This is a genomic window from Streptomyces sp. HPF1205, assembly GCF_020400825.1.
Lineage (GTDB): Bacteria > Actinomycetota > Actinomycetes > Streptomycetales > Streptomycetaceae > Actinacidiphila.
Genome location: NZ_JAINVH010000025.1, coordinates 68,754 through 90,859 on the forward strand (window position 1 = coordinate 68,754; position 22,106 = coordinate 90,859).

Sequence of the window (22,106 nt, forward strand, 5' to 3'; positions counted from 1 at the left end):
CGCGGGCCGGTCGGGGGTCGACGGGGCGGTGCTCGGGGTGTTCATGGGGTGACTCCAGCGGTAGACGATGCGGCGCCGGGGCGCGGGTCGGGCGGCCCGGACCCCGGCCCGGGGTCAGGCGGGGCCGACCAGTTCGTAACCGGCCTCGTCCACGGCGGCCCGGACGGCGTCCTCGGACAGCGGGGCGGCGGACGTGACCGTCACGCGGCCCGTCGTGGCGTCGGCGGCCACGCCGGTGACGCCCGCCAGCGCCGAGATCTCCCGGCCGACGGCCGTCTCGCAGTGGCCGCAGGTCATGCCGGACACCGTGTACACGGCGGTCACGGCTCCGGGCGCGGGGTCGCCGGCGGCCGCGGGGCCGTCCGGGGCACAGTGTCCGTCCGGGGTGCAGCAGGACGACGCGGTCGCCATGGGCAGGAACGCGGGCGCCTTGAGCGACGACGCGGGCGACGGCGTGGGCGACGACGTGGGCAGCGAGGACATGGGGCGAGCTCCCTCCACTCTCCGTATACCCCTAGGGGGTAGCTTTATCGTCACCGTATACCCCAGGGGGGTATGACGCAAGCGCTCCCGGCCGTGACGGCCCGCCCCGGCGCACGCCCGCACGCCCGGACGCGCCGGTGCGCGTGCTGGCTAGTCTGCAGGCGTGACGACCGAACTGGTTCTGCTGCCCCGCGTGGCGTGCCGCGGCCGGGAGATCACCGCGCCCCGGCTGCGCGGGCTGCTGGCGCTGCTCGCGGCGGACCTGCGCACCGGCTGCGGTACGGGGCGGCTGGTGGAGGGCCTGTGGCCGGACGAGCGGCCGGAGCGGCCGGGCAAGGCGGTGCAGGTCCTGGTCTCACGGCTGCGCGCGCATGTCGGCGCCGACCTCGTGGTGAGCACGCCGACGGGCTACCGGCTCGCGCTGGACGAGACGCGGGTCGACAGCTCCGCGCTGCTGGTGTTCGAGGCGGCGAGCGCGCGCTGCGCGCGGGCCGGTGACCACGAGGGCGCCCTGGCCCGGGCCGAGGAGGGCTTGGCGCTGTGGGACGGCGGGCCGGGCGGTGGCCCGGGTGCCGGGGCGGGCGCGGACCCGTACGACCCGGTGGCGGCCCTGCGCGCGGAGCGCCTGCCGGCCCTGCGGTCGCTGGCCCGCTCCCGGGCGCTCGCCCTCGCCCGGCTCGGGCGGCGGGAGGAGGCCGCGGCGCCGCTGGCCGGGCTGGCCCGGGAGCTGCCGCGGGACGAGGAGGTGCTGGCGGAACTCCTGCGCTGCGAGGCCGCGACCGCGGGCCGGGCCGCCGCGCTGGTCCGCTACGAGACCTATCGCCGCGCCCTGCGCGAGGAGCTGGGCACGGATCCGGGCCCGGCGCTGCGCTCGGTGCACCGGGAGCTGCTGGCCGCGGACGTCCCGCCGGTACGCCACGGCGTGCCGCACGAGCCGAACCCGCTGCTCGGCCGGGACGCCGACGTCGCCGCCGTGACCGGGATGCTGCGCGAGGCCCGTCTGGTCACCGTCGTCGGCCCCGGCGGGCTGGGCAAGACCCGCCTGTCCCACGCGGTGAGCCGGGCGGCCGAGCAGCCCGTCGTCCACTTCGTCACCCTCGCGGGCGCCACCGCCGACGACGACGTGGCCGCCGAGGTGGCCTCGGCCGTGGGCGCCGCGGAGGGCCGGCCGCTCACCGGCGGCGGCGACGCGCTGAGCGGCATCGCCACCGCGCTCGGCGCCGGACCCGCGCTGCTGGTGCTGGACAACTGCGAGCACGTGCTGCCGGGCGCGGCCTCCCTCGTCCAGGCGCTCGTGTCGCGGTGCGCGGACCTGCGGGTCCTGGCCACCAGCCGGGCCGCGCTCGGGCTGACCTCGGAGTCGGTGTACGCGCTGCCGCAGCTGTCCCTGGCGACCTCCGTCGAGCTGTTCGAGCAGCGGGCGCGGGCCGCGCGTCCCGGCGTGGACCTGCCCGCCGGCCAGGTGGCCGGGATCTGCCGGCACCTGGACGGCCTGCCGCTGGCCGTGGAACTCGCCGCCGCCCGGGTACGGGTGCTGTCGGTGGCCGACATCTCGCGCCGGCTGCGCGACCGCTTCTCGCTGCTGCGCGGCGGCGCCCGCGACGCGCCGGAACGGCACCGCACGCTGCGGGCCGTGGTCGAGTGGAGCTGGAACCTGCTGGAGCCCGGCGGCAGGGCGGCGATGCGGGCGCTGTCGGTGTTCCCCGGCGGCTTCACCGAGGACGCGGCCCGGTACGTGCTCGGCGCCGGGGAGGGTGAGGACACCGAAGCGGCCGCGGGCGCGGACGTGCTGGACCTGCTGGAGCGGCTCGCCGGACAGTCGCTGGTCACCGTGGACGACGGCCCGGCCGGGACGCGCCTGCGCATGCTGGAGACGCTGCGGGAGTTCAGCGCCGGGCGGCGCCGCGAGGCGGGCGAGGACGAGGAGGTCACCGCCCGGTTCCTGGCCTGGGCGCGGGACTTCGGCCGCGCGCACCACGACGTGCTGTTCAGCGGCGATCCGCAGCCCGCCTGGGCCCGCATCCGGGCCGAGCAGGACAACCTGGTCCTCGCGCTGCGGTACGCGCTGGCCCGCGACGACGGGCCCGCGATCGCGGCGGTCACCGCCGTGCTGGCCTCCTTGTGGGCGACCGACTCCAACTACGCCCGGCTCGTCGCCCTGGCCGCCGACACCGGCGGCCCGCTGTCCCACTTCCGTCCCGGGCCCGAGGACGTCGAGACCGCCCGCAGCGCGGCCGTGGCGTGCACCACCAACCTGTTCATGGGGCGCGGCCCGCACGCGGTACGCCACCTCGTCACCCTGCGCCGCCTGCCGCCCGCGGAACCCGGGACCCTGCTCCAGGCACTGGCCGTCGTCCTGTGCGCCGTCCCGGACATGCGCCCGCCGCGGTACGAGCGGCTGGAGGAACTGTGCGCCGACACCCGGCCCATGCTGGCGGGCGTGGCGGAGTGCGTCGCCAGTTACGTGTGGGAGGCCGAGCAGGACACCGAGCGCGCCCTGGAGTGCGCCCGCCGGATGCTGCGCGCGCTGGAACCGCTCGGCAACCCGTCGGTCGCGCTCCTGTGCCACGGGCGGCTCAGCGAGCTGTGCCTGCAGTCCGAGCGCGGGCAGGAGGCGTACGGGCACCTGCGGGCCGCGCTGGAGGCGTCCGGCGAGTTCGGCGGCTGGTCGGACGCGCTGGGCGTCCGCTGGTCGCTGGCGCTGGCCTGCCTGCAGCGGGGGGAGACCGACGAGGCGGAGTACTGGCTGCGGCTCGCGGAAGCGGACCAGCCGCCGGAGGCCGCGCAGGCGTACGCCCCCGCCCTGCCGGTGCGGGCCGAGATCGCGCTGGCCCGCGGGCTGACCGAGGCCGGTCTCGGGATGTGGCGGCAGGCGGCGGAGCGGATACGGGAGGTCAGTACGCGGTACGCGGGCGACGACCCCTTCGCCGACCCGTGGGCGCTGGAGGTGGAGGCGGCCGCGCTGGCCGCCCACGCGCGGCACGGCCGGCTGGAACCGGTGGCCGCGCTGGAGGCGCGGCTGAGGGAGCGGGTGCTGGGGATGCTGCCGGGTGCGCGGGGCGGGCCCGGGACGCCGGCCCCCGCCGGCTCCGCCGCCCCCTACCCTCCCGGCCCCTCCGTTCCCTCCCCTTCACCCGCGGGCGGCGGTCCGGTGGACCTGCCGGTGTACGGCACGCTGCTGCTCGCGCTCGGCCTGGCCGTGCTGGCCCGCGGCGGCGCGGCGGCCGTACGCCTGGTGGCGCTGGCCGAGCGGATGCCGCTGGCACGGGAGTTCCCCTCCCTGTCGGCGGTCCGGGCCCGGCGGGCGGCCGAGGACGCCGACGCGGCGGCGTACGCGGCAGCGAGGTCCGCGTACGCCGCCCTCGGGCGCGAGGAGCTGCGGGCGGCGGCGCTGCGCGAGCTCACCGCCGCGGCTCGCGGTTGAACCGCGCCTTGGACCACAGGTAACCCAGCACCGCCAGGCCCGCGAACCAGGCGACGGCCAGGACGGCGTTCTTCGTGCCGATCCCGCTGCCCAGCAGCAGCCCGCGCAGGGTCTCGATGGCGGGCGTGAACGGCTGGTACTCGGCGAACCGGCGGAACCAGCCCGGCATGGCGTCCACCGGGACGAACGCGCTGGACAGGAACGGCAGCATGATCAGCGGGTAGCCCATGTTGCTGGCCCCTTCCGGGTTGGGGCTCACCAGGCCGAGGCCGACCGCGATCCAGGTCAGCGCGAGGCTGACCAGCGCCATCAGCCCGGCCGCGGCGATCCACTCCACCGGCGAGGCGTCGGGCCGGAAGCCGATGACGCAACCGAGGCCCAGCACCAGCGCCAGGGCGGTCAGGGTCTGGATCACGCTGCCGATCACGTGGCCGATCAGCACGCACGCGCGGGAGATCGCCATGGTGCGGAACCGGGCCATGATGCCCTCGGTCATGTCGGTGGCCACGGACACCGCGGTGCCGAGCGAGGTCATGCCCGCGGTCAGGAAGAGGATGCCCGGGACCAGGTAGGCGACGTAGTCCGAGCGGTCCGCGTGGCCGCCGTCGATGCCGGCGCTCATCACGTCGCCGAACAGGTACACGAACAGCAGCAGCAGGATGATCGGGGTCAGCAGGAGCTGGAGCGTCAGGGAGGGGTAGCGGCGGGCGTGCAGGAGGTTGCGCCGCAGCATGGTGAGGCTGTCGCGCAGCGGCTGGGCGGGGCGGGCGCTGGTCGCGGCGGGCGGGACGGCGGGGGCGCTGTCGGCGGTCGGGGTCTGCGTACTCATCGGACGGTCTCCTTGCCGGTGGTCGGGGTGGGGGCGGAACCGCCGGTCAGGGCGAAGAACACGTCGTCCAGGTCCGGGGTGTGCACGGTCAGCTCGTCGGCCTCGACGGCGGCCGCGTCGAGCCGGTCGAGGACGGCCCGCAGCTCGCGCTGGCTGCCGCCGCTGGGGACCTGCAGGGCGAGCCGCTCGTCGTCACGCGCGGCCTCGCCCAGGGCGCGCGCCGCTCGCTCGTACGCCGCCGGGTCGGTGAAGCGGAGCCGCACGTGGCCGCCGGGGACGAGCCGCTTGAGTTCCTCGGCACTGCCCTGCGCGACGATCCTGCCGCCGTCCAGCACCGCGATGCGGTCGGCGAGCTGGTCGGCCTCGTCGAGGTACTGGGTGGTGAGGAAGACGGTGGTGCCGCCGGAGACCAGTTCGCGGACGATCTGCCACATGATGTGGCGCGAGCGCGGGTCGAGGCCGGTGGTCGGCTCGTCGAGGAAGATGATCCGCGGTGCGCCGACCAGGGTCATGGCGATGTCGAGGCGGCGCTTCATGCCGCCGGAGTAGGTGGAGACCGGCTTCCGCGCGGCCTCGGCCAGGCCGAAGCGCTCCAGCAGGGCGGCGGCGACCTGCCGGCCCTCGCGCCTGGGCAGGTGGTTCAGGTCGGCCATCAGCAGCATGTTCTCCTCGCCGGTGATCAGGCCGTCCACGGCGGAGAACTGGCCGGTGACCCCGATGGCCGCCCGTACCGCCCCGGCCTCGGCCACGAGGTCGTGCCCGGCGATCCGCGCCCGCCCGCCGTCGGCGGACAGCAGCGTGGACAGGATGCCGACCGCCGTGGTCTTGCCGGCGCCGTTCGGACCGAGGAGGGAGAAGACGGTGCCCGCGGGCACGCGGATGTCGATGCCGTCGAGCACGGTCTTGTCCCCGTAGGACTTGCGCAGCCCGGTGGCCTCGATCGCGAGCGGTGCGCCTGCCGGCTCTTCCTGCTCTTCCTGCTTGTCCGGCTGTGCCGGCTGGGTCGTCGTCATGCCCGCAGGGTGCCGGCGCGGCGGTTCAGCGCGGTTTCAGCCGGCTTTCACCGCGGCGGGCGGGCGCCGCGTGGCTGAAACCCGCGGGCACCCGCCGGAGTACGGCGGAGTACGGCGGCGTACTCCGGCGTACGGGGTGGCGGGCGGTCAGACGCCCGCGGCGGTCACCACGGCGTCCGTGGCGAAGCCGAGCAGCAGGCCCAGCAGGATCATCCAGGTGGTCAGCTCCTTCATGGCCGCGCGGCGGGCGACGGCCAGGAGTTCGATGATCACGTAGAGGATGGAGCCGGCCGCCAGGCCGAGGAAGGCGATGGACAGGGTGTCGTCGACCACGTGCTGCCCGACGAGGGTCCCGGCGAAGGTGGGGCCGCCGCCGATCAGGCCGAGCAGCGCGAGGGTGCCCCACGAGGGCCGCTCGCCCTCGGCGGCCAGCGGGGCGACGATGCCGAAGCCTTCGGTGGCGTTGTGCAGGCCGAACCCCACGATCAGCAGGACCGCCAGCGAGATCTCGCCGCGGGCCGCGGAGTTGCCGATGGCCAGTCCCTCGGCGAAGTTGTGCAGGCCGATGCCGGTGGCGATCATCAGCGCCAGGCTCGCGGCCTGCGACCTGGCCGCCGGGCGGCCCAGTTCCCCGACGGCGGCGGCGCCCGGCCCCGCGGGGCGCCGGGCGGCACGCTCACGGCGGGCGGCGAGCATCCGGTCGTAATACACCAGTCCCGTCAGGCCCGCGGCCAGCCCGGCCGCCAGGACCAGTCCACCGCGGAACACCGTCGCCCAGTGGTGGTCGGCGAGCGCCGCGTCGGTCGGCTCCCACGCCGCGCTGAGCACGTCCCAGACCAGGAAGATCAGGATGCCGATCGCGACCGCGTTCAGCGCGGCCCGCAGGCGCGGCGCGGGGCGGCGCAGGCGCCCGATCGGCAGGCCGAGGTAGATGGTGAACCCGGCTATGGCTCCGAGCAGGGCGATCTTCGATCCGGACACGAGCGGACGCTCCAGGAGAAGGGGGAACGGTTGCGGCCGCGCCGACAGTAAGGCAGGCAAGGCTTGCCTAACAAGTCGGGGCCCGCGTGCCGCCCGCCCGGCGGTCCCGCGTCAGGGGAGAGGGGCCGGCGGCCGCGGGCCCGCGGCCAGGCGGGCGTAGACCACCACGTTGCCACGACGGATCCGCACGCCGCCGCCTTGCGTCCTCTGTCCGCCCTCGCTCGGGACGTCGGTCCCCCTCGCTGTCACCGGACCGGCGCGGTCGCCGGTCCACGCACAGTGGTTTCCCGCCGGTGGAAGTCCTCGATGTCCGCTGATGGTGTGATTCGTGACTTAATCGCGTGTTCGTCCCATAAAAGGGGACTTTCCTGTGCTTTGCGTTTCCGGGTCGACGGCGGACGGGGCGGTGCCGGGCGAGGGCATTCGCAGCTTATGTCCGTTTTGAAGTCATACGGAATAAATAGAGCCTTAAGGGTCGTAAGGCATTGTTGAGGCGGTTATCGGATCCGGCGCCGGTATGCACCAGCCGCATACGTGATCTCACCGCCCGTTCCCCATTCCTGGCCCCGGGCGTGATGCGCGACATAGGACGTAAATCACCTACGAAGCCCGGTAGTGCGTAACCGGACCGTCGAAAGGGCCGAATTCCGGGCCGGAAACACCCTGTGACCATCCGGATACTAGCCTGCTTAGAACAATGGGTAATTGTCCCGTGAAATTCCGGCTGCTAACAATGTGCTCGCCGCAGCGCACCGCTAAACGAAATGCGGGCCGGAAAGACAAGGGGGGCCGGCGACTGCGCGCATGTACACCCTTGGAACGAGGTCCGCACCATGCCCAAGCATGCCTTCAACCGCCCGAAGAAGACACGACTGATCTCCACGCGTGGCGCCGTCGTCGTCGGCACCTTCGCCGCCCTGACGTGCGGCGGCATCGTGACCGGAACGGCCCACGCCGCCACCGCGGCGCCGGCCACGGCCACGACCGCCTCCACGACCGCGTCGCACACCTGGCACACAGCGCACACCACGCCGTACACCGTCAAGGCCGGCGACACCCTCATCGGCATCGCCCGGGCCCACAAGGTGCCCGGCGGCTGGCACGCCATCGCGCGGATCAACAAGATCTCCCGCCCGTACACCATTTACCCGGGCCAGGTCCTGCGGCTGCCGACCTGGTGGCACCACACGTCCACCACCGCCCCGGCCGCGCCCGCCGCCAAGCCGGCGACCGCCGCCTCGACGTCGACCGTGAAGGCCGTCCCCGCCTCGGCGACCACCTCGACCGGTACCGGCACCGCGACCGCCGGCTCCCAGAGCTACCCGAACAACCTGACCGGGTGGATCAACCACTCGCTGGCGATCATGAAGCAGCACGGCATCCCGGGCAGCTACAACGGCATCTACCGCAATGTGATGCGGGAGTCCTCCGGCAACCCGAACGCCATCAACCTGTGGGACTCCAACGCCGCCGCCGGCCACCCCTCCATCGGCCTGCTGCAGGTGATCCAGCCGACGTTCAACGCCTACCACGTTGCGGGCACGTCGTTCAACATCTACGACCCGGTCGCGAACATCACCGCAGCGTGCAACTACGCCTACCACGTGTACGGTTCGATCGACAACGTGAACGGCCCCTACTGATCCGCGGGATCATCAATTCCGATTCCGTCGGGTGACGGTGCGGAACAACACCCGAATTCCAGGGTTCTCAGCGGGGTTCCCCATGCCGGCAATCGGCTTGGGGAACCCCGCTGTTTCCGCCTCAGGTCCCGGACACGGACAAGGCCGCGCGGAACTCGTCGGCCGTCGTCAGCAGGGTGTCGCCCGCGAAACGCAGGGCCTCCACGGAGCGCTCCGCCGCACGCCGGTCGCCCGCGCCGCAGGCGTCCGTGACGAGGACGGGTACGTATCCGAGGTCCGCCGCGTGACGGACGGTCGGCTCGATACCGATCTCCAGGGCGACGCCGACGACGGCCACCGTCGTGATGCCGCAGTCGCGCAGCGCGATGTCGAGCCAGGTGCCCTCGAACGCCGACATGGTGATCTTGTCCACCACCGCTTCCGCGGCGGTGGGTCGCAGCTCAGGGACGATGCTCGTGTGCTCGGCGTCCGGCGGGAAGGGCGAGACCACGTCCGCCGCCCGTTCGACCCGCTGCCAGGCCCGCCACATCCGCAGCTGGGAGGCGCCCATCAGCTCGGTGGGCAGCGTCACATGGCGCAGGAAGAAGGTGCGGACACCGGCCGCGCGGGCCGCTGCCACCACCTCGGCCACCTTGCCGAGGACACGCTCGCCGTCGCCGATCTGCGCCAGGACACCGACCTGCATGTCGTAGACGAGCAGCGCGGTGCGCTTGGGGTCGCACGCCTCTGCCAGGGTCCGCGGAACGCCGAGTCCGTATCGCTCATCCACGAGCGGGACGCTACCCCCTGCGTGCCCGCGCCGCCCGGCCACACGCGGAACGCGCGCCATGAGCACGGCGAGCGGGCGCGCCCCCGCCCCACTCCCGCCCCAACTCCCGCCCCAATTCCCGCTTCGACTCCCGCCCCCACCCCCGCCGCCGCCCGTCCGCGGGCCGTCCGCCGCCCGTCCGCCGGCCGGGCGCGTGCTAGCATCGCTCGCTTTTCTTCGCATGTTTGGGGGGTTACTGAAAGTGCGACGCATTTACGCGCTCGTCGGCGCGACCGCCGTCCTGACACCGCTGCTGCTGGCGAACGCGGGGTCCGCCGCCGCCAGCGGCGGCGGGTCGCTGACGCTCGCGATGGTGGGGCGGGACGGCAAGGCCGTGGCCGGCCAGGCGCGGGCCGTCAACCTCAAGACGCTCGGCGTCTACACGCTGACCACCGGCAAGGCGGTGAAGGTCCCGGCCGGCGGTTACGACGTCGTCGCGGACATCTGGAACACCAAGGACGGCACCGACACGCTCGGCGCCCGGCACGTGACCGTGTCCTCCGGCTCGGTGAAGGTGGGATTCGACGCCCGCGGCGGGCGCCCGGTGCGGGAGGCGCTGACCCCCGCCCTGCCGAGCAGCGGCTACGACCAGCAGTTGCGGGCCGACATATGCGTCGGTGACACCCCCGGGGAGATCGACGCCTATGCGGATCCCGGCCACATGTACGTGATCCCCTCGGGGATCGCCGGCATCAAGCTGGCCTACGGGGCCAGTTGGACGCCCCGCACCGCCGGCGGGGACCACTACTCGGTCGTCGCCGAGTACGGCAAGGGCGTGCCACGCGGCGTTTCGGCCACCTTCCACCGCTCCACGCTGGCCTCGATCGCGGTCACCGCGCGCAGCGGCCCGCAGACGGGCCAGGCCCTCGTCCAGCTCGATTCGGACAGCGGCGACAGCTGCGAGTGGGGAATCGAGAACCTCGGCGTCGAGGACACCCTGCCCTTCGGCTTCACCGCCCACGTGTCCGCCGGGTCCTGGGAGATCTCGCAGGACGCCCAGGACTTCATCGCCGGCACCTGGCACCAGTACGGCAAGGGCAGGCACTACAAGACGGTGATCGGCCACGCCGTCTGGGGGCCGGGCGGGCAGCTGCCGTACACCTGGGACGGCGGCAACATCTACCTCAACACCACCACCATGTTCGCCGACCCCGAACTCCCGGACTACTCCGACGCCCGCGTCGCCTACAAGCTGACGAAGTCCGGCCGGACGGTCGTGTCCAGGACGATCGACATGTTCTCCACCCTGGAGACCAAGCTGCCCGGCGCCGGCTGGTACACGCTGAGCGAGTCGGCCACGCACACGCACGCGATGCCCGCGAGCGCCCTGTCGCCGAAGTCGTCGCTGCTCCTGCACTTCTACGCCGACCCGTCCAAGGTCCAGCAGATCAGGGGCTACCTGACCCGCTTCTGGCCGGAGGCGCTGAACGTGCGCAACCAGGCGAAGCCGGGCGCCACCACCACCGTGGACCTGGGCCTGCAGCGCAGCCGGCCGCAGGACGGCCAGGTGCGCCAGCTGTCGGACTCGGTGAAGAAGGTGCAGGCCTGGGCCTCGACGGACGGCGGCAGGACCTGGCACACCGTCCAGGTCTCGCACTCCGGATCGGCCTGGAAGGCGGTCGTCCACGATCCCCGTTCCGGCGCGGTCTCGCTGCGTTCCGAGGTGACGGACGCCTACGGCGACACCGCCACGACGACGGTCGTGAACGCCTACGCGGTGGGCTGACGCCTGCGCGGTGGGCTGACGCCTGCGCGGTGGGCTGAGCGCCCCCGCGGCGCCCGCCGTGCAATCCCCGGCGCCCGCGGGCGCCGGGGATTGCACGTTTCCCGGGGGTCCCTGGCGCCCGCCTCCATGGCACACTCGACGCCATGGAGGAGATACGACCGCGGCTGAGGGCACTGCGTGCCGCCCTCTTCGCCGCGCTGTGTGTCACCTTGTCCTCCACCTCGCACGTCCTGCTGGCCCGCAAGCCGCTGCCGCTGGCCGCGGTGGCCTGCGCGTTCGCCGCCGTCTTCGCCCTCGCCTACCTGCTGGCCGGGCGGGGCGAGCGGAGCTTCTCGGCCATCGCCGGGCTGATGATCCCGCTGGAACTGCTCGTCGACACCCTGTTCACCAGCGGCCAGCAGGCCTGTTACGGCCCCTCGGGCGGCCCCGTCACGGGATCGTGGCGCTCGCTGCACGAGGCGATCGTCTGCGGCGGCTCGCACGGCGGGCCCGGCGCCCTCCCGGCGATCCCGGCCGGCGCCGCCGGTCCGCCGATGCCGTCCGAGGCGCTGCCATGGCTGCTGCTCGCCGTGCACGTGGCGGTCGGCCTGTGCGCGTCCTGGTGGCTGCGGCGCGGTGAGGCCGCGCTGCACCAGGTGCTGCGGGCCGTGGTCGCCGCCGCGTTCCGGCCGCTGCTGCTGGTGATCGCGGCGCCGCTCGACCCCGACGGGCTCGCACCGCGCCGGCGCGGGCGGCCCGGCACCACCGCGGCGGACAGGCCGTCCGCCGAACCCCTCCAGCACTCCGTCGTACGCCGGGGACCGCCCGCGCCCGTCGCCGCCTGACCCGCGGCGCGAGCACGAGGCGCAGTCCCCCCCTTTTACGCGTACACACCACGGAGTGACCTCATGAGCACAAGGAACAGCAAGACGAGCAAGGCCGCCGCCCGCGAGCGCCTGCGCATCGAGCGGGAGAAGGAGGTCAAGCGCGCCAAGACCCGCCGCCAGCTCGTCGTGGCCGGCGGGGTCGTGGCCCTGCTGGGCATCGCCGCGGGCGTCGCGGTCGCCGTCAACCAGATGAACAAGCCGTCGTACTGGTCGGACGCCGCCAAGAAGCCGCTGGTCAAGCCGGCCAACACGACGGGCACCAACGGCACCACGGTGATCGTCGGCGACCCGGGCAACAAGAACACCCTGCAGGAGTACGAGGACATGCGCTGCCCCGTCTGCGCCGCCTACGAGCAGGAGGCGGGCGCGGCGGTGCTGCAGGGCGCCAAGGACGGCAAGTACAAGATCTCGTACACCTTCGGCACCTTCCTGGACGACCGCGAGGGCGGCAACGGCTCGAAGAAGGCGCTGAGCGCGCTGGCCGCGGCCCTGAACGTGTCCGTCGACGCCTTCGAGCAGTACCACACGCTGCTGTACTCCAAGAAGGTCCACCCGGAGGAGACCAAGGACGAGTTCAACGACGCCGACAAGCTGATCCAGCTCGCCCAGCAGGTGCCGGCGCTGAAGAACAACGCCAAGTTCTCCGACGCGGTGCGCAAGGGCACGTTCGACAAGTGGGCCCTGACCATGAGCGACACCTTCAACAAGGCGCCGGGCGTCACCGGCACCCCGACGGTCAAGCTCAACGGCAAGGACATCACCGTCATCGGCCAGCCGCAGGCGACGGTGATGGCCGAGATCCAGGCCGGGCTGGTGAAGTAGGCGGGCGGGCTTTATTTGGCTCGGTTCGCCTCCGGGGGCTTGGGTCCGGTGTCGACGGTCGGCATGCTCGGTCGCTCGTTTTTTGGCTCGGTTCGCCTCCGGGGGCTTGGGTCCGGTGTCGACGGTCGGCATGCTCGGTCGCTCCTTCGTCGCTTCCTGTGCGTGCCTCCCTTTCGACACCGGCGCCCCCTTCGGCTCACTCGCCCGGGAGCGGCCTCGGGGGCGGGCGGGGGTACGCGGTATCAGCGGTTGGCGTGGACCGGGCCGACCTCCAGGTTCTGCACGCCGGACCCGACGCATTCCTGGGTGTTCCACGGGATCTGGGTCGACTCGGTCTGGTTCGGCGGGTAGACGCGCAGGGTCGGCACGGTCGTCAGCCCGCACTGGGCGGCGGTGTAGCCGCCCTGGCCGTTGACGGTCCGCAATGATGCGTAGGCGTGGGCGTTCGGGATCAGCGTGACGACCGTGACCGGGCCCGGCGCACGCGAGGCGGCCTTGCCCAACTGGATGTCGTGGATCTTGACGAAGGAGACGCCGGGGTAGCCCTTCAGGCTGCACGGGGCCGTACCCGTGTTCTGGAAGACCAGTTGGTAGTCGGCGTGCCCGGCGCCCGCCCCGGCGCTCTCCACGGTGGTCCTGAGCCGGCTGGTCGCGCACGCCGGGACCGACGACCCGCCGGCCGCGCGGGGCGAACCGGCGGTCGTTCCGCCGGAGGACGAGGAGCCGGTCGTACCTGTGGAGCCCGTGGAGCCCGTGGAACTCGTGGAGCCGGTGGAGCCGCTGCCGCCCGTGGCGGCCGAGGAGGAGGCCGCGGACGTGGCCGGAGTCGAAGAGGCGGACGTGGAACCGGACGTGGAGGCGGACGTGGACGTCCCCGAGGACGACGAGTCGGCGGGCCCGCAGGCGGCCATCGCGGCCAGGCCGACGGTGACGAGGGCGACGGCCGGAAGCGCGCGGCGAGCGGTCCTGGCGAGCATGGGGGCTACCTCTTTCGTCTGCGGCGCCTGTGGCACCGATGGCGGCACAAAAGATCCTTGCCCGCCTCCGCGACCGCTGTCACCTGGCGTTACAGGGCAGGGACAAACCCCCGTCAGGGCCAGAACATTCGTTGCCGGGCGCGGGCACCGGGCGGGCGGCGGGCGTCGCGCGGGCCGGCGGGCGTCGCCACCGTACGGCCGCCGCAACCGTGCGCCCGCCCACTGGCGTCCCTGCCGGTGAAAGGTCCCACGACAGGAGTACGGAGGGACTCATGGGCATAGTCGGCTGGATCGTCCTCGGGCTGCTCGCCGGGGCGATCGCGAAGATCCTGCTGCCGGGCCGCGACCCCGGCGGCCTGGTCGGCACCACCCTCATAGGCGTCGCGGGCGCGTTCCTGGGCGGCTGGATCTCCAACCGCTTCCTGCACCACCCGGTCGCCCACCACTTCTACGACCCCAAGACGTGGCTCGCGGCCATCGGCGGCGCGCTCGTGCTGCTGATCGGTTACCGCATCTTCTTCGGCGATTCCCGCCGCTGAACCCCGGCCACCGCCTCGTCAGGTCCTGCAGGGCTCTCGGGTCCTGCAGGGCTCTCGGGTCGTGCGGGACCCTCGGGTCCTGCGGGACTCTCAGGAATTTGCCATGATCACGGCGAGTTCCTGGTCGAGGTCGCGGGCGATCCCCACGGTGTCGTGGGGCGCGCGGGCGCGGACCGCCGTGACGAAGGCCCCGACGTCCGCCGCCGACAGGCGGATACACGCCGAGAACGACGTGGTCAGGGAGATCTCGACGCATGGGATGGGCCCGTCGGACGGGCGTACCCGCAGGTCGCCCTGACCCGCGGGCCCGGCCAGGCCGCGTTCGAGGAGGTCCCAGGCGAAGGTCCAGCCGACCTCCGCGCCCTCGGGGCCGGTGAGCAGCAGGTTCGCCGCGAGGGGGTCGCCCGGCCGGTACACCAGTTCGGCCGTGATCAGGGCGACTTCGTCGCCCGGCAAGGCGAGGGCTCCCGCCGTACGCACCCGGACCGGTTCTCCGCAGGGCCGCTGTCCCATACCGCCACCTCTTCCGCCGCCGTCGCCCCGGTCCGTGTAGCCCGAGGCCGGAACGGTAAACGCCGGTGTCCGCTATGCGGTTTACTGCCGCCTCGTCCGCGTGTCGCGGAGGTGTCGTACGCCCGGGGACGGGCACCCGGCCCTCAAGGGCGCCGGCCCGTCGCCCCTGGCGTCGAGTGGCGGACGGCCGGCGGACGCTCCACCCGGTGAACGACGAAGTCGTGCCCCATGTGACGCTTGGGGCGATGGATCCGCTCCAATCCGTGGGAACGGTGGGGGACTTACGTGGTGATGATGGGCGCGAGCGCGCTGGTCGCGGGCAGATACCGGCTGGAGGAGCGGCTGGCGCGCGGCGGCATGGGAGCCGTCTGGCGCGGGGTGGACACGACACTCGGCCGGCCGGTGGCGGTCAAGGTGCTGGCCATTGAGGACGATCCGGACCTGACCGAGCGGTTCCGGCTCGAAGCGCGCGCGGCGGCTCGGCTGAACCACCCCAACCTGGTCGCGGCGTACGACTTCGGCGCGCACGACGGACGCCCGTACCTGGTGATGGAACTCGTCGACGGGCACAGCCTGTCGGAGGAGCTGGCCGGGTACGGCCCCCTCGACCCGGACCGGGCGGCCGGCATCGCGGCCCAGACCGCCCGCGGGCTGGCCGCCGCGCACGGCCAGTCGGTGGTCCACCGCGACATCAAGCCCGGCAACCTGATGCTGGCCGCCGACGGCACCGTGAAGATCGCCGACTTCGGGATCGCCCGCCTCATCGACGAGGCGTCGCCCGCGCTGACCGCGACCGGCCATGTCATGGGCTCCAGCGCCTACCTCGCCCCCGAACGCGCCCTCGGCGCCCCGGCCGTCCCCGCGTCCGACGTGTACTCGCTGGGCTGCGTGCTGTACGAGATGCTCACCGGCCGGCCCCCGTTCGGGGGCGGTACCGCCGCCGCCGTCGCCCACCAGCACGTCCAGGCCACCCCGGTCCCGCCCGGCCGCCTCCGCCCGGGCATACCCGCCGCCCTGGCCGACCTCCTGCCCCACCTGATGGCCAAGGATCCGGCGGCCCGCCCCACGGCACAGGAACTCGCCACGCGGCTGGAGGAGCCGGCGACTTCGTCCGGCCCGGCGGCCTCGACCGGCAGGGCGGTGGTGGCCGGTGGCCCGGCGGCTTCGCCTCCCCGGCTGCCGGACGACCCGGCGCCGACCGCGGTGATGCCCGTACAGCCGCTCTTACTGCCGCCGGTATCGCCGCCGGTGTTGCCGCCCGCGTCGTCGGCCTCGGCCGTGTCGTCGCCCGTACCGCCGCTCGCGCCGGTGCCGGACGGGTCCGCGCCGAACCGGCGAACCGCCGGCCGCGGACCGGCCCGGGGCCGCGGCCCGCGGGTCTCCCGGCGTACGGTCCTGGTCGTGGCGGCGGGCGCGGCCGCTTTCACGGTGGCGGCCGTGGTCGCCGCAACGGCGGGCTCCCACGGCGGCGCCTCCTCGCCGACGCCGGCTCCGGCGACCCCGGTCCTCACGGCCTCCTCCTCGGCGACCGCTGCGGCGCGTCCCGCGAGCGGACCGGCCGCCTCGGCGCATCCCGCGCCCCCGCCGCCCGTGAAGGGGCCTCACCACGGCAAGGATTCCGGTCCCGCACACGGCCCCGGCCCCGGCGCCGGCCCGAAGGGTCACCACGGCTGAGGCGGTCGGCCGCGAGGCGCGTCGGGCCGTCGGGCAGGCCCGGCCCGCCCGTACCGCGGGGCGGCAGGCGGGAGAGGACGGTGACCCTCGACACGTGGGGGCGGTCCGGAACCCGTATGTGCGCGCCGGCGGCCGGTCCGTCCAGGGGGTGTCGGTGGTCGCGTCGAAGGGTGCGTGCATCTGTGAGGAACCCGCGGGGGCCGCTTTTCGTCTACGTCTATGTCGTCATCGGCTGACGGTCACCGGCACCCGGTCCCCGCCTGCCCCTGTCGTCCCCGCGGTCCCACGGCCCTGGGGGCGCACAGGGCGATGACCTATCCTTGCGTGACTGCGCAAGGGGCGAGGAGGGTGGAGCCACCGCTTCACCCACCGTATCCGGCGGCGACCCGACCAACGGCCGCACGGCGGCGAGGGAGTGGGAGATGAGCGACCCGCGGTACGGGCAGGCGCCCTACGGCCAGGCGCCTGTGCCGCCGTGGCCTCGCGCGGCCGCGCACGACGCCGGTTACGGCCCCGGCCCCGGCCCCGGTCCCGGTTACGGCCCCGGCCCTCATCCCGGTCCCGGTTACGGCCCCGTGCAGGGCGGCCCGCCCGGTGCCTTCCCCCGCCCCCGCGAGGAAGCGCCCCCGTACAACGGCGGCCCCTACGGGAACAATCCGTACGGAAACGGCCCGTACCAGGACACCGACTACCGTGACCCCTCGTACGGCGACCCGGACCACGCCGACGGCGGCACCGCGGGCGAAGGCGGCGGCACCGATACCGGCAGCGGCAGCGGCAGCGGCACCGACGCGGATGCCGGTGCCGGGGACGAGGCCGGTGCTCCGTCCGCTCCCGGTGGCCGGGCGGCGGCGCGGGCCGCGGCACGTTCCCGGCAGAACGGGCCGGTGGGGCGGCACGGCGGCAGGCGGGCGGCCAAGCCGCCGCGCAGTCGAATACGGCGGGTCCTGAAGATCACCGGCATCACCATGTCGGTCCTGCTGCTGGTCACCGCGGGCGCCGGCTACTGGCTCTACCAGCACCTCAACGGCAACATCACCAGCGTCTCGCTGAAGGACCCCACCGGGAAGAACGCGGGCGGCACCGAGAAGGCCGACGCCTTCGGCCGCACCCCCATCAACATCCTGGTGATGGGCAGCGACGGCCGTACCAGCGCCGAGGACTGCAAGCTCGGCGGCGGCTGCTCCAGGACGGGCGTGCAGACCGGCCAGAACGCCGACGTGGAGATGGTCGTGCACATATCGGCCGACCGCTCCAACGCCACCGTGATGAGCATCCCGCGCGACACCATCACCGACATCCCCGCCTGCACCAACCCCAAGAACGGCGCGAGGACGGCCGGTTACCACGGCCAGATCAACAGTGCGCTGAGCTACGGGCAGGCATGCCAGGTCGCCACCGTCCATCAGCTCACCGGCATCCCCATCGACCACTTCATCCAGGTCGACTTCTCCGGTGTGGTGAGGATGTCCGACGCGGTCGGCGGTGTGGGGGTGTGCGTGGACGCCAACGTGTACGACACCTACTCCCACCTGAAGCTGTCGGCCGGCAGCCACACCCTCAAGGGCGTGGCGGCGCTGGAGTTCCTGCGCTCGCGGCACGGCTTCGGCGACGGCAGCGACCTGGGCCGCACCTACGCCCAGCACATCTACCTCAGTTCGCTGATCCGCAAGCTCAAGTCCGCCGGGACCCTGACGAACCCGGTGGCCGTCTACCACCTCGCCGACGCCGCGACCAAGGCGCTGACCGTGGACACCGGCCTGGGCACCGTCAAGAAACTCATCGGCCTCGCCGGTGACCTGGACAAGGTGCCGTCCAAGCGCATCACGTTCACCACCATGCAGACCGCGGCCGACCCGACCAACCCGGACCGGGTGGTGATCGGGCCCGGCGCCCGGACACTGTTCCAGACCATCGCCGCCGACCAGTCGCTGACGACCGTGTCGGGCGGCAAGTCCGCGGCCGCCTCGGCCACCGGCGCCCCGACCACGCCCCCCGTACCCGCATCGCAGGTCACCGTGAAGGTCGAGAACGGCACCGGCCTCCCCGGGCGAGCCTCCACCGTCGCCACCGGGCTGATCAACCAGGGCTTCAACCCCGCCACCAGCACCGCCAACGCGCCGGCCCCCGTTCCGACCACGACCTTGACGTACGGTCCCGGCGAGAAGGGCGAGGCCCAGACGGCCGCCCGCGCGCTGGGCCTCGCCTCCTCCCACCTCAAGCAGGGCACCACGGCCGGACTGACCCTGGTGATCGGTTCCGACTGGCAGAGCGGCGCCACCTTCCCCGGCGGCGGCGGCAAGCCCGCGCCCGCCGACACCAAGGTGGCCCTGAACAACTCCCACGCCGAGACCGCCGACGAGACCGGCAAGTGCGCCAAGGTCAGCCGCTACAAGACCGTCCAGATCAACGGCGTCCCGATGACCCCGACCCAGGCGTACGCGGCCGCCCCCGGTAGGCGGGACTCCGACGCCTGAGCGCGTGCCCGGTGATCGAGCGGGTTCCGCCGGTTGAGCGGGACCCCGGCGCTTCAACGACCGGTCACCTCCGTACCGGATCTCACCCCCTTTCGGCCGTCTCGGGGCCGGGCGCGGGGGCGGGGCCCGGGACGCGGGCGGGGTCGGGGGCGGAGCCGGAACCGGCGACGGAGCCGGGGGCGGCGGGGGTAGGGTCGGGGGCGCGGCGGATCCGGGTGAGCAGGGTGAGACCGGTGGGGTCCCGGCGGATGTCCAGGTCCGCCACGAGGTGGCTGGCCGCGTCGCCGACGACCTCCTCCACATCCGCCTCCTCACGCTCGATGAGCGGCCAGCTCGCGCCGTACTTCATGGCGACGGCGAAGGGGTTGCCCGTGGCGATGTTGGAGAAGTAGAAGGTCCCGCCGGGGCGGCACAGGCGCTGCATGACCGTCCTGACCAGGGCGCGGGCCGGGCGTTCCTCCAGGTAGTCGAAGAGGCCGCCGGCCAGTACCAGGTCGTACGGCCCCTCGGACGCCAACTCCGCCGCCTTGCGCAGGGCGTTGCCCTGGACGGTGGTGACGTGCGCGGCGGTACGCGCCGGCAGCGTGGCCATGGCGTGGGCCAGGGCCTCGGGGTCCATGTCGTTGAGCACGAACCGGTCGCCGGGCGCCGGCAGTCCGGGGTCGACCCTGCGCAGGTCGGCGGCGCCGCCGGAGGCGATGAGCAGGATCCGCCGGGGCGGCCCGTGCCAGTACCCGCCCACCGCCGAACGCCCCTCCGTCAGCGCCGCCTCGATGAGGGCGGCCTGGTGGGCGATCTTGTTGTGGTGCTGCTGGGCCACCACCGAGTGCTGCAGGTACTCGTCGAAGAGCCGCCCGAACGTGCCCGGCCGGCCGGTGACCTTGCGGGCCAGGATGTACTCGATCATCTCGAAGTCCCCGGGGAGGCCGCGGGGTTGCTCCTGGGCGCGGCGCACCAGGTCCGAGCGCGACACCACCGCCCGCAGCGGCGCGAGGGCGGCGACGATCTCCGGCTCGGCCAGGCCCGCGTCCAGGGCGTGACGCACGGCGGCGGGGAAGTCCCGCACCAGGAAGTCGGCGAGGGTCGTGAGTGCTTGGTGCGGCTCCACGTGCTCGATCGCGGGCAGCAACCGGCAGTAGTCGCGAACGAAGGCGGTCAGCCGCTCGGAACCGCCGGGCGGCCGGGCGGGCGGCGACGGCGCGGCCGGATCGGGCGCGGAAGGGGCGGGCGGGGCGGCCGGGTCGGGGCCGGCGGTCGCGGTCGAGGCGCGTACGGCATCCATGAGCGGGGCTTTCTGGCACAACGGGACTGGAAACGATCTTCACAACGATCGGGTGATCACTTCGTCACGGTCGGGAACCGCCATGGGCATCCGGCGGGTTGTTACGCGAACGAGTTGCGCGGTCACTTTGTGTTACCATTGCCCGGGCGGTAACCGCCCAAACCAGCCCGGCCCAACGGCCGTTCGGCGTACACGGAAACACACCCACGTACCGGCGCGCGGGCTTGAGCGCGCGCACGTGAAGGAGCCATGTCACCGATGACCGACCGCACCCTGGTGCAGCCCCAGTCCCCGGCGGCCGTCGCCCGCCGCCTGCTGCATGCCTCGGCGTCGCACTCCTACGACCCCGCGGCCGACGTCGACTGGGCCGCGCCCCGGCCCGAAGGTGCCTGGTACCTGCAGCCGGAACGGCTCTCGCTGTACGGCACACCGGTGTGGGAGACCATGGACGCGGAGCGCCGCGTCGAACTGTCACGCCGCGAAATGGGCAGCCACGTCGGCATGAGCACCTGGTTCGAGCTGTGCACGATCCGGATGTTCGCCGGCTACCTGGAGGCGCGCGACATCCGGGACCCGCGCACGCACTACGCCCTGACCGAGATCGGTGACGAGACCCGGCACCTCATCATGTTCGGCCGCCTGCTGCGCGAGATGGGCTGCCCGATGTACGGGCCGCCACCCCATCTCCGGCGGCTTTTCTCCCTGTTCAGCCCCACCTTCCAGGACCTGACCACCTTCTCGCTGATCCTGGTCATCGAGGAGGTCCTCATCCGGCTGCAGCGCGAGACGGTGCGCGACGAGCGGGTCCAGCCGCTGATCCGCGAGATCTGCCGGATCCACGTCACCGAAGAGGCCCGCCATGTGAGCTTCGCCCGCGCCGAGATCCACGACGCGGTGCGCCGCGCCTCCCGCCGCCGCCTGGCCTACCACCGCGAACTGACCGGCTTCGGCGCCTGCATGGCGCTGCGCGCGCTGCTCCACCCTTCCGTCTACGACGGTCTGTGCCCCGACCCCGCCGAAGCCCGCCGCCAGGCCCGGCGCAACCCCCGCTTCCGCGAGTCCATGCTGTGGAGCGGCGAGAAGCTGGTGTCCTTCCTCACCGAGGCCGGCATGATCACCCGCGCCCAGCACCACTGGTGGCGCCGGGCCGGCCTGATGCCCTGACGAGCCCACCCTCCCCGGCCCACCAGGCTCGTCCGGGCCGGCCCGGCCGGCCCTGTTCACCCGTACGGCGGTGCATGGAGGGCCGGGCCGGTCCCGCGGGCGCAGGCTGGAGCCATGTGGGCGCACAGGGCCAGGACCGCGGCGTCGGCACTGTCCTTGGTCCTTCTCGTGAGCTGCTCGACTCCGCAGCGGCAGACCGGGGCGCCGCGGCCCGGCCGGGCGACGCTGGACTTGGCGGCCCTGCGGCCGGTGATCGTGGGCCGCGGTGCCTGGCACGCCGACGAGCACGCCGTCCAGGACCGCCCGGTCTACGACACCTCCGTCCGCGCGGTCTTCCTCCACCACACCGACAACCCCAACACCTACGACTGCCGCACGGACGTTCCCGCCATGCTGCTCGCCATGGAACAGCGCCACATCGCCCTGGGCTGGGACGACCTCGGCTACAACTTCGTGGTCGACCGCTGCGGCACCATTTACGAGGGGCGCGGGGGCGGCGTGGACCGCGCGGTCCGGGGAGCACACTCCGAGGGCTTCAACGCCGGCACGGTCGGGATCGCCGCCCTCGGCACCTTCGGCCGGGGCCAGCCGGTGCCGCTGCCGATGCTGCGGGCGATCGCCGCCATAGCCGCCTGGAAGCTGGCCCCCTCCGTCGACCCGCTCGGCAAGGTCCGCCTGGTCTCCAGCAACGACCGCAGCCGCTTCCCCAAGGGCACCGCCGTCGAACTCGCCGCCATATCCGGCCACCGCGACGTCTACGAGACCGACTGCCCCGGCGACACCCTCTACGCCGCCCTCCCCTGGATCCGCCGGACCGCCGCCCACCTCCGCCAGGCCGCGACCGTTCGGCGCTGAGCCCGCGTCCCCGCCCGGCGCCCACCGGCC

Annotated in this window: 18 protein-coding genes; 10 read left to right on the forward strand and 8 right to left on the reverse strand. The window is 73.5% G+C overall.

The window, feature by feature from the left end:
• Positions 1 to 114 precede the first annotated feature (114 nt).
• Positions 115 to 411 carry a heavy-metal-associated domain-containing protein gene (locus tag K7G61_RS25290; RefSeq protein ID WP_225849310.1) on the reverse strand — a complete coding sequence of 99 codons (297 nt, stop codon included), beginning with the start codon at positions 409 to 411 and terminating at the stop codon, positions 115 to 117.
• 235 nt (positions 412 to 646) lie between these two features.
• Here K7G61_RS25290 and K7G61_RS25295 point away from each other — a divergent pair, with 235 nt between their 5' ends.
• Positions 647 to 3,907, forward strand: coding sequence for a BTAD domain-containing putative transcriptional regulator (locus K7G61_RS25295; RefSeq protein ID WP_225849268.1), 3,261 nt, complete (start codon positions 647 to 649; stop codon positions 3,905 to 3,907).
• Here the strand turns inward: K7G61_RS25295 and K7G61_RS25300 are convergent.
• The 3 genes from K7G61_RS25300 to K7G61_RS25310 all read right to left on the reverse strand — a co-directional run bounded on the left by K7G61_RS25300 (position 3,885) and on the right by K7G61_RS25310 (position 6,730).
• Positions 3,885 to 4,640, reverse strand: coding sequence for an ABC transporter permease (locus tag K7G61_RS25300; RefSeq protein ID WP_225849311.1), 756 nt, complete (start codon positions 4,638 to 4,640; stop codon positions 3,885 to 3,887). The genes K7G61_RS25295 and K7G61_RS25300 overlap by 23 nt on opposite strands.
• 92 nt (positions 4,641 to 4,732) lie before the next feature.
• Positions 4,733 to 5,749 carry an ATP-binding cassette domain-containing protein gene (locus K7G61_RS25305; protein ID WP_225849269.1) on the reverse strand — a complete coding sequence of 339 codons (1,017 nt, stop codon included), beginning with the start codon at positions 5,747 to 5,749 and terminating at the stop codon, positions 4,733 to 4,735.
• 147 nt (positions 5,750 to 5,896) lie between these two features.
• Entirely contained in the window at positions 5,897 to 6,730 is an 834-nt protein-coding gene (locus K7G61_RS25310) for a ZIP family metal transporter (RefSeq protein ID WP_225849270.1), read from the reverse strand.
• Positions 6,731 to 7,563: 833 nt separating this feature from the next.
• Between K7G61_RS25310 and K7G61_RS25315 the strand changes: the two genes are divergently transcribed.
• Complete coding sequence (locus tag K7G61_RS25315; RefSeq protein WP_225849271.1) at positions 7,564 to 8,373, forward strand: LysM peptidoglycan-binding domain-containing protein; 810 nt, start codon at positions 7,564 to 7,566, stop codon at positions 8,371 to 8,373.
• Between the two features lie 121 nt (positions 8,374 to 8,494).
• Here K7G61_RS25315 and K7G61_RS25320 read toward each other — a convergent pair whose 3' ends face one another.
• Positions 8,495 to 9,142, reverse strand: a complete 648-nt coding sequence (locus K7G61_RS25320) for a cysteine hydrolase (RefSeq protein ID WP_225849272.1) — start codon at positions 9,140 to 9,142, stop codon at positions 8,495 to 8,497.
• A gap of 241 nt (positions 9,143 to 9,383) precedes the next feature.
• Here K7G61_RS25320 and K7G61_RS25325 point away from each other — a divergent pair, with 241 nt between their 5' ends.
• The 3 genes from K7G61_RS25325 (at position 9,384) to K7G61_RS25335 (ending at position 12,595) form a co-directional block, all read left to right on the forward strand.
• Complete coding sequence (locus K7G61_RS25325) at positions 9,384 to 10,907, forward strand: hypothetical protein (protein WP_225849273.1); 1,524 nt, start codon at positions 9,384 to 9,386, stop codon at positions 10,905 to 10,907.
• Between the two features lie 143 nt (positions 10,908 to 11,050).
• Positions 11,051 to 11,731: a hypothetical protein gene (locus K7G61_RS25330; RefSeq protein ID WP_225849274.1), complete on the forward strand. Its 681-nt coding sequence runs from the start codon at positions 11,051 to 11,053 to the stop codon at positions 11,729 to 11,731.
• Positions 11,732 to 11,794: 63 nt separating this feature from the next.
• Positions 11,795 to 12,595 (forward strand): thioredoxin domain-containing protein, encoded by an 801-nt coding sequence (locus K7G61_RS25335; RefSeq protein ID WP_225849275.1) that lies wholly within the window; start codon positions 11,795 to 11,797, stop codon positions 12,593 to 12,595.
• 242 nt (positions 12,596 to 12,837) lie between these two features.
• Here K7G61_RS25335 and K7G61_RS25340 read toward each other — a convergent pair whose 3' ends face one another.
• Complete coding sequence (locus K7G61_RS25340) at positions 12,838 to 13,572, reverse strand: DUF4232 domain-containing protein (protein WP_225849276.1); 735 nt, start codon at positions 13,570 to 13,572, stop codon at positions 12,838 to 12,840.
• A 272-nt stretch (positions 13,573 to 13,844) separates the two neighbouring features.
• On the opposite strand from K7G61_RS25340, the gene K7G61_RS25345 reads away from it, so the two are divergent.
• The gene (locus tag K7G61_RS25345; RefSeq protein ID WP_225849277.1) at positions 13,845 to 14,111 is read left to right on the forward strand and encodes a GlsB/YeaQ/YmgE family stress response membrane protein; all 267 of its coding nucleotides are present in this window, start codon (positions 13,845 to 13,847) and stop codon (positions 14,109 to 14,111) included.
• Between the two features lie 90 nt (positions 14,112 to 14,201).
• Here K7G61_RS25345 and K7G61_RS25350 read toward each other — a convergent pair whose 3' ends face one another.
• Positions 14,202 to 14,624 carry an SsgA family sporulation/cell division regulator gene (locus K7G61_RS25350; protein WP_225849278.1) on the reverse strand — a complete coding sequence of 141 codons (423 nt, stop codon included), beginning with the start codon at positions 14,622 to 14,624 and terminating at the stop codon, positions 14,202 to 14,204.
• 291 nt (positions 14,625 to 14,915) lie between these two features.
• Here K7G61_RS25350 and K7G61_RS25355 point away from each other — a divergent pair, with 291 nt between their 5' ends.
• Both K7G61_RS25355 and K7G61_RS25360 read left to right on the forward strand, forming a co-directional pair.
• Positions 14,916 to 16,298, forward strand: coding sequence for a serine/threonine-protein kinase (locus K7G61_RS25355; protein ID WP_225849312.1), 1,383 nt, complete (start codon positions 14,916 to 14,918; stop codon positions 16,296 to 16,298).
• 968 nt (positions 16,299 to 17,266) lie between these two features.
• A complete protein-coding gene (locus K7G61_RS25360; RefSeq protein WP_225849313.1) occupies positions 17,267 to 18,775 on the forward strand; it encodes an LCP family protein in 1,509 nt (502 codons plus the stop codon).
• A gap of 82 nt (positions 18,776 to 18,857) precedes the next feature.
• Here the strand turns inward: K7G61_RS25360 and K7G61_RS25365 are convergent, their stop codons facing one another.
• The gene (locus K7G61_RS25365) at positions 18,858 to 20,057 is read right to left on the reverse strand and encodes a class I SAM-dependent methyltransferase (protein WP_225849279.1); all 1,200 of its coding nucleotides are present in this window, start codon (positions 20,055 to 20,057) and stop codon (positions 18,858 to 18,860) included.
• 258 nt (positions 20,058 to 20,315) lie between these two features.
• Between K7G61_RS25365 and K7G61_RS25370 the strand changes: the two genes are divergently transcribed.
• Both K7G61_RS25370 and K7G61_RS25375 read left to right on the forward strand, forming a co-directional pair.
• A complete protein-coding gene (locus K7G61_RS25370; RefSeq protein WP_225849280.1) occupies positions 20,316 to 21,221 on the forward strand; it encodes a diiron oxygenase in 906 nt (301 codons plus the stop codon).
• 114 nt (positions 21,222 to 21,335) lie between these two features.
• Entirely contained in the window at positions 21,336 to 22,076 is a 741-nt protein-coding gene (locus tag K7G61_RS25375) for an N-acetylmuramoyl-L-alanine amidase (RefSeq protein ID WP_225849281.1), read from the forward strand.
• Positions 22,077 to 22,106: the final 30 nt, after the last annotated feature.

What these genes read in the sequence shown, in the direction of transcription:
- K7G61_RS25290 (WP_225849310.1), bottom strand. Translation starts at nt 411, where the DNA reads ATGGCGACCGCGTCGTCCTGCTGCACCCCGGACGGACACTGTGCCCCG.
- K7G61_RS25300 (WP_225849311.1), bottom strand. Translation starts at nt 4,640, where the DNA reads ATGCTGCGGCGCAACCTCCTGCACGCCCGCCGCTACCCCTCCCTGACG.
- K7G61_RS25305 (WP_225849269.1), bottom strand. Translation starts at nt 5,749, where the DNA reads ATGACGACGACCCAGCCGGCACAGCCGGACAAGCAGGAAGAGCAGGAA.
- K7G61_RS25315 (WP_225849271.1), top strand. Translation starts at nt 7,564, where the DNA reads ATGCCCAAGCATGCCTTCAACCGCCCGAAGAAGACACGACTGATCTCC.
- K7G61_RS25330 (WP_225849274.1), top strand. Translation starts at nt 11,051, where the DNA reads ATGGAGGAGATACGACCGCGGCTGAGGGCACTGCGTGCCGCCCTCTTC.
- K7G61_RS25335 (WP_225849275.1), top strand. Translation starts at nt 11,795, where the DNA reads ATGAGCACAAGGAACAGCAAGACGAGCAAGGCCGCCGCCCGCGAGCGC.
- K7G61_RS25340 (WP_225849276.1), bottom strand. Translation starts at nt 13,572, where the DNA reads ATGCTCGCCAGGACCGCTCGCCGCGCGCTTCCGGCCGTCGCCCTCGTC.
- K7G61_RS25345 (WP_225849277.1), top strand. Translation starts at nt 13,845, where the DNA reads ATGGGCATAGTCGGCTGGATCGTCCTCGGGCTGCTCGCCGGGGCGATC.
- K7G61_RS25350 (WP_225849278.1), bottom strand. Translation starts at nt 14,624, where the DNA reads ATGGGACAGCGGCCCTGCGGAGAACCGGTCCGGGTGCGTACGGCGGGA.
- K7G61_RS25355 (WP_225849312.1), top strand. Translation starts at nt 14,916, where the DNA reads ATGATGGGCGCGAGCGCGCTGGTCGCGGGCAGATACCGGCTGGAGGAG.
- K7G61_RS25360 (WP_225849313.1), top strand. Translation starts at nt 17,267, where the DNA reads ATGTCGGTCCTGCTGCTGGTCACCGCGGGCGCCGGCTACTGGCTCTAC.
- K7G61_RS25365 (WP_225849279.1), bottom strand. Translation starts at nt 20,057, where the DNA reads ATGGATGCCGTACGCGCCTCGACCGCGACCGCCGGCCCCGACCCGGCC.
- K7G61_RS25370 (WP_225849280.1), top strand. Translation starts at nt 20,316, where the DNA reads ATGACCGACCGCACCCTGGTGCAGCCCCAGTCCCCGGCGGCCGTCGCC.
- K7G61_RS25375 (WP_225849281.1), top strand. Translation starts at nt 21,336, where the DNA reads ATGTGGGCGCACAGGGCCAGGACCGCGGCGTCGGCACTGTCCTTGGTC.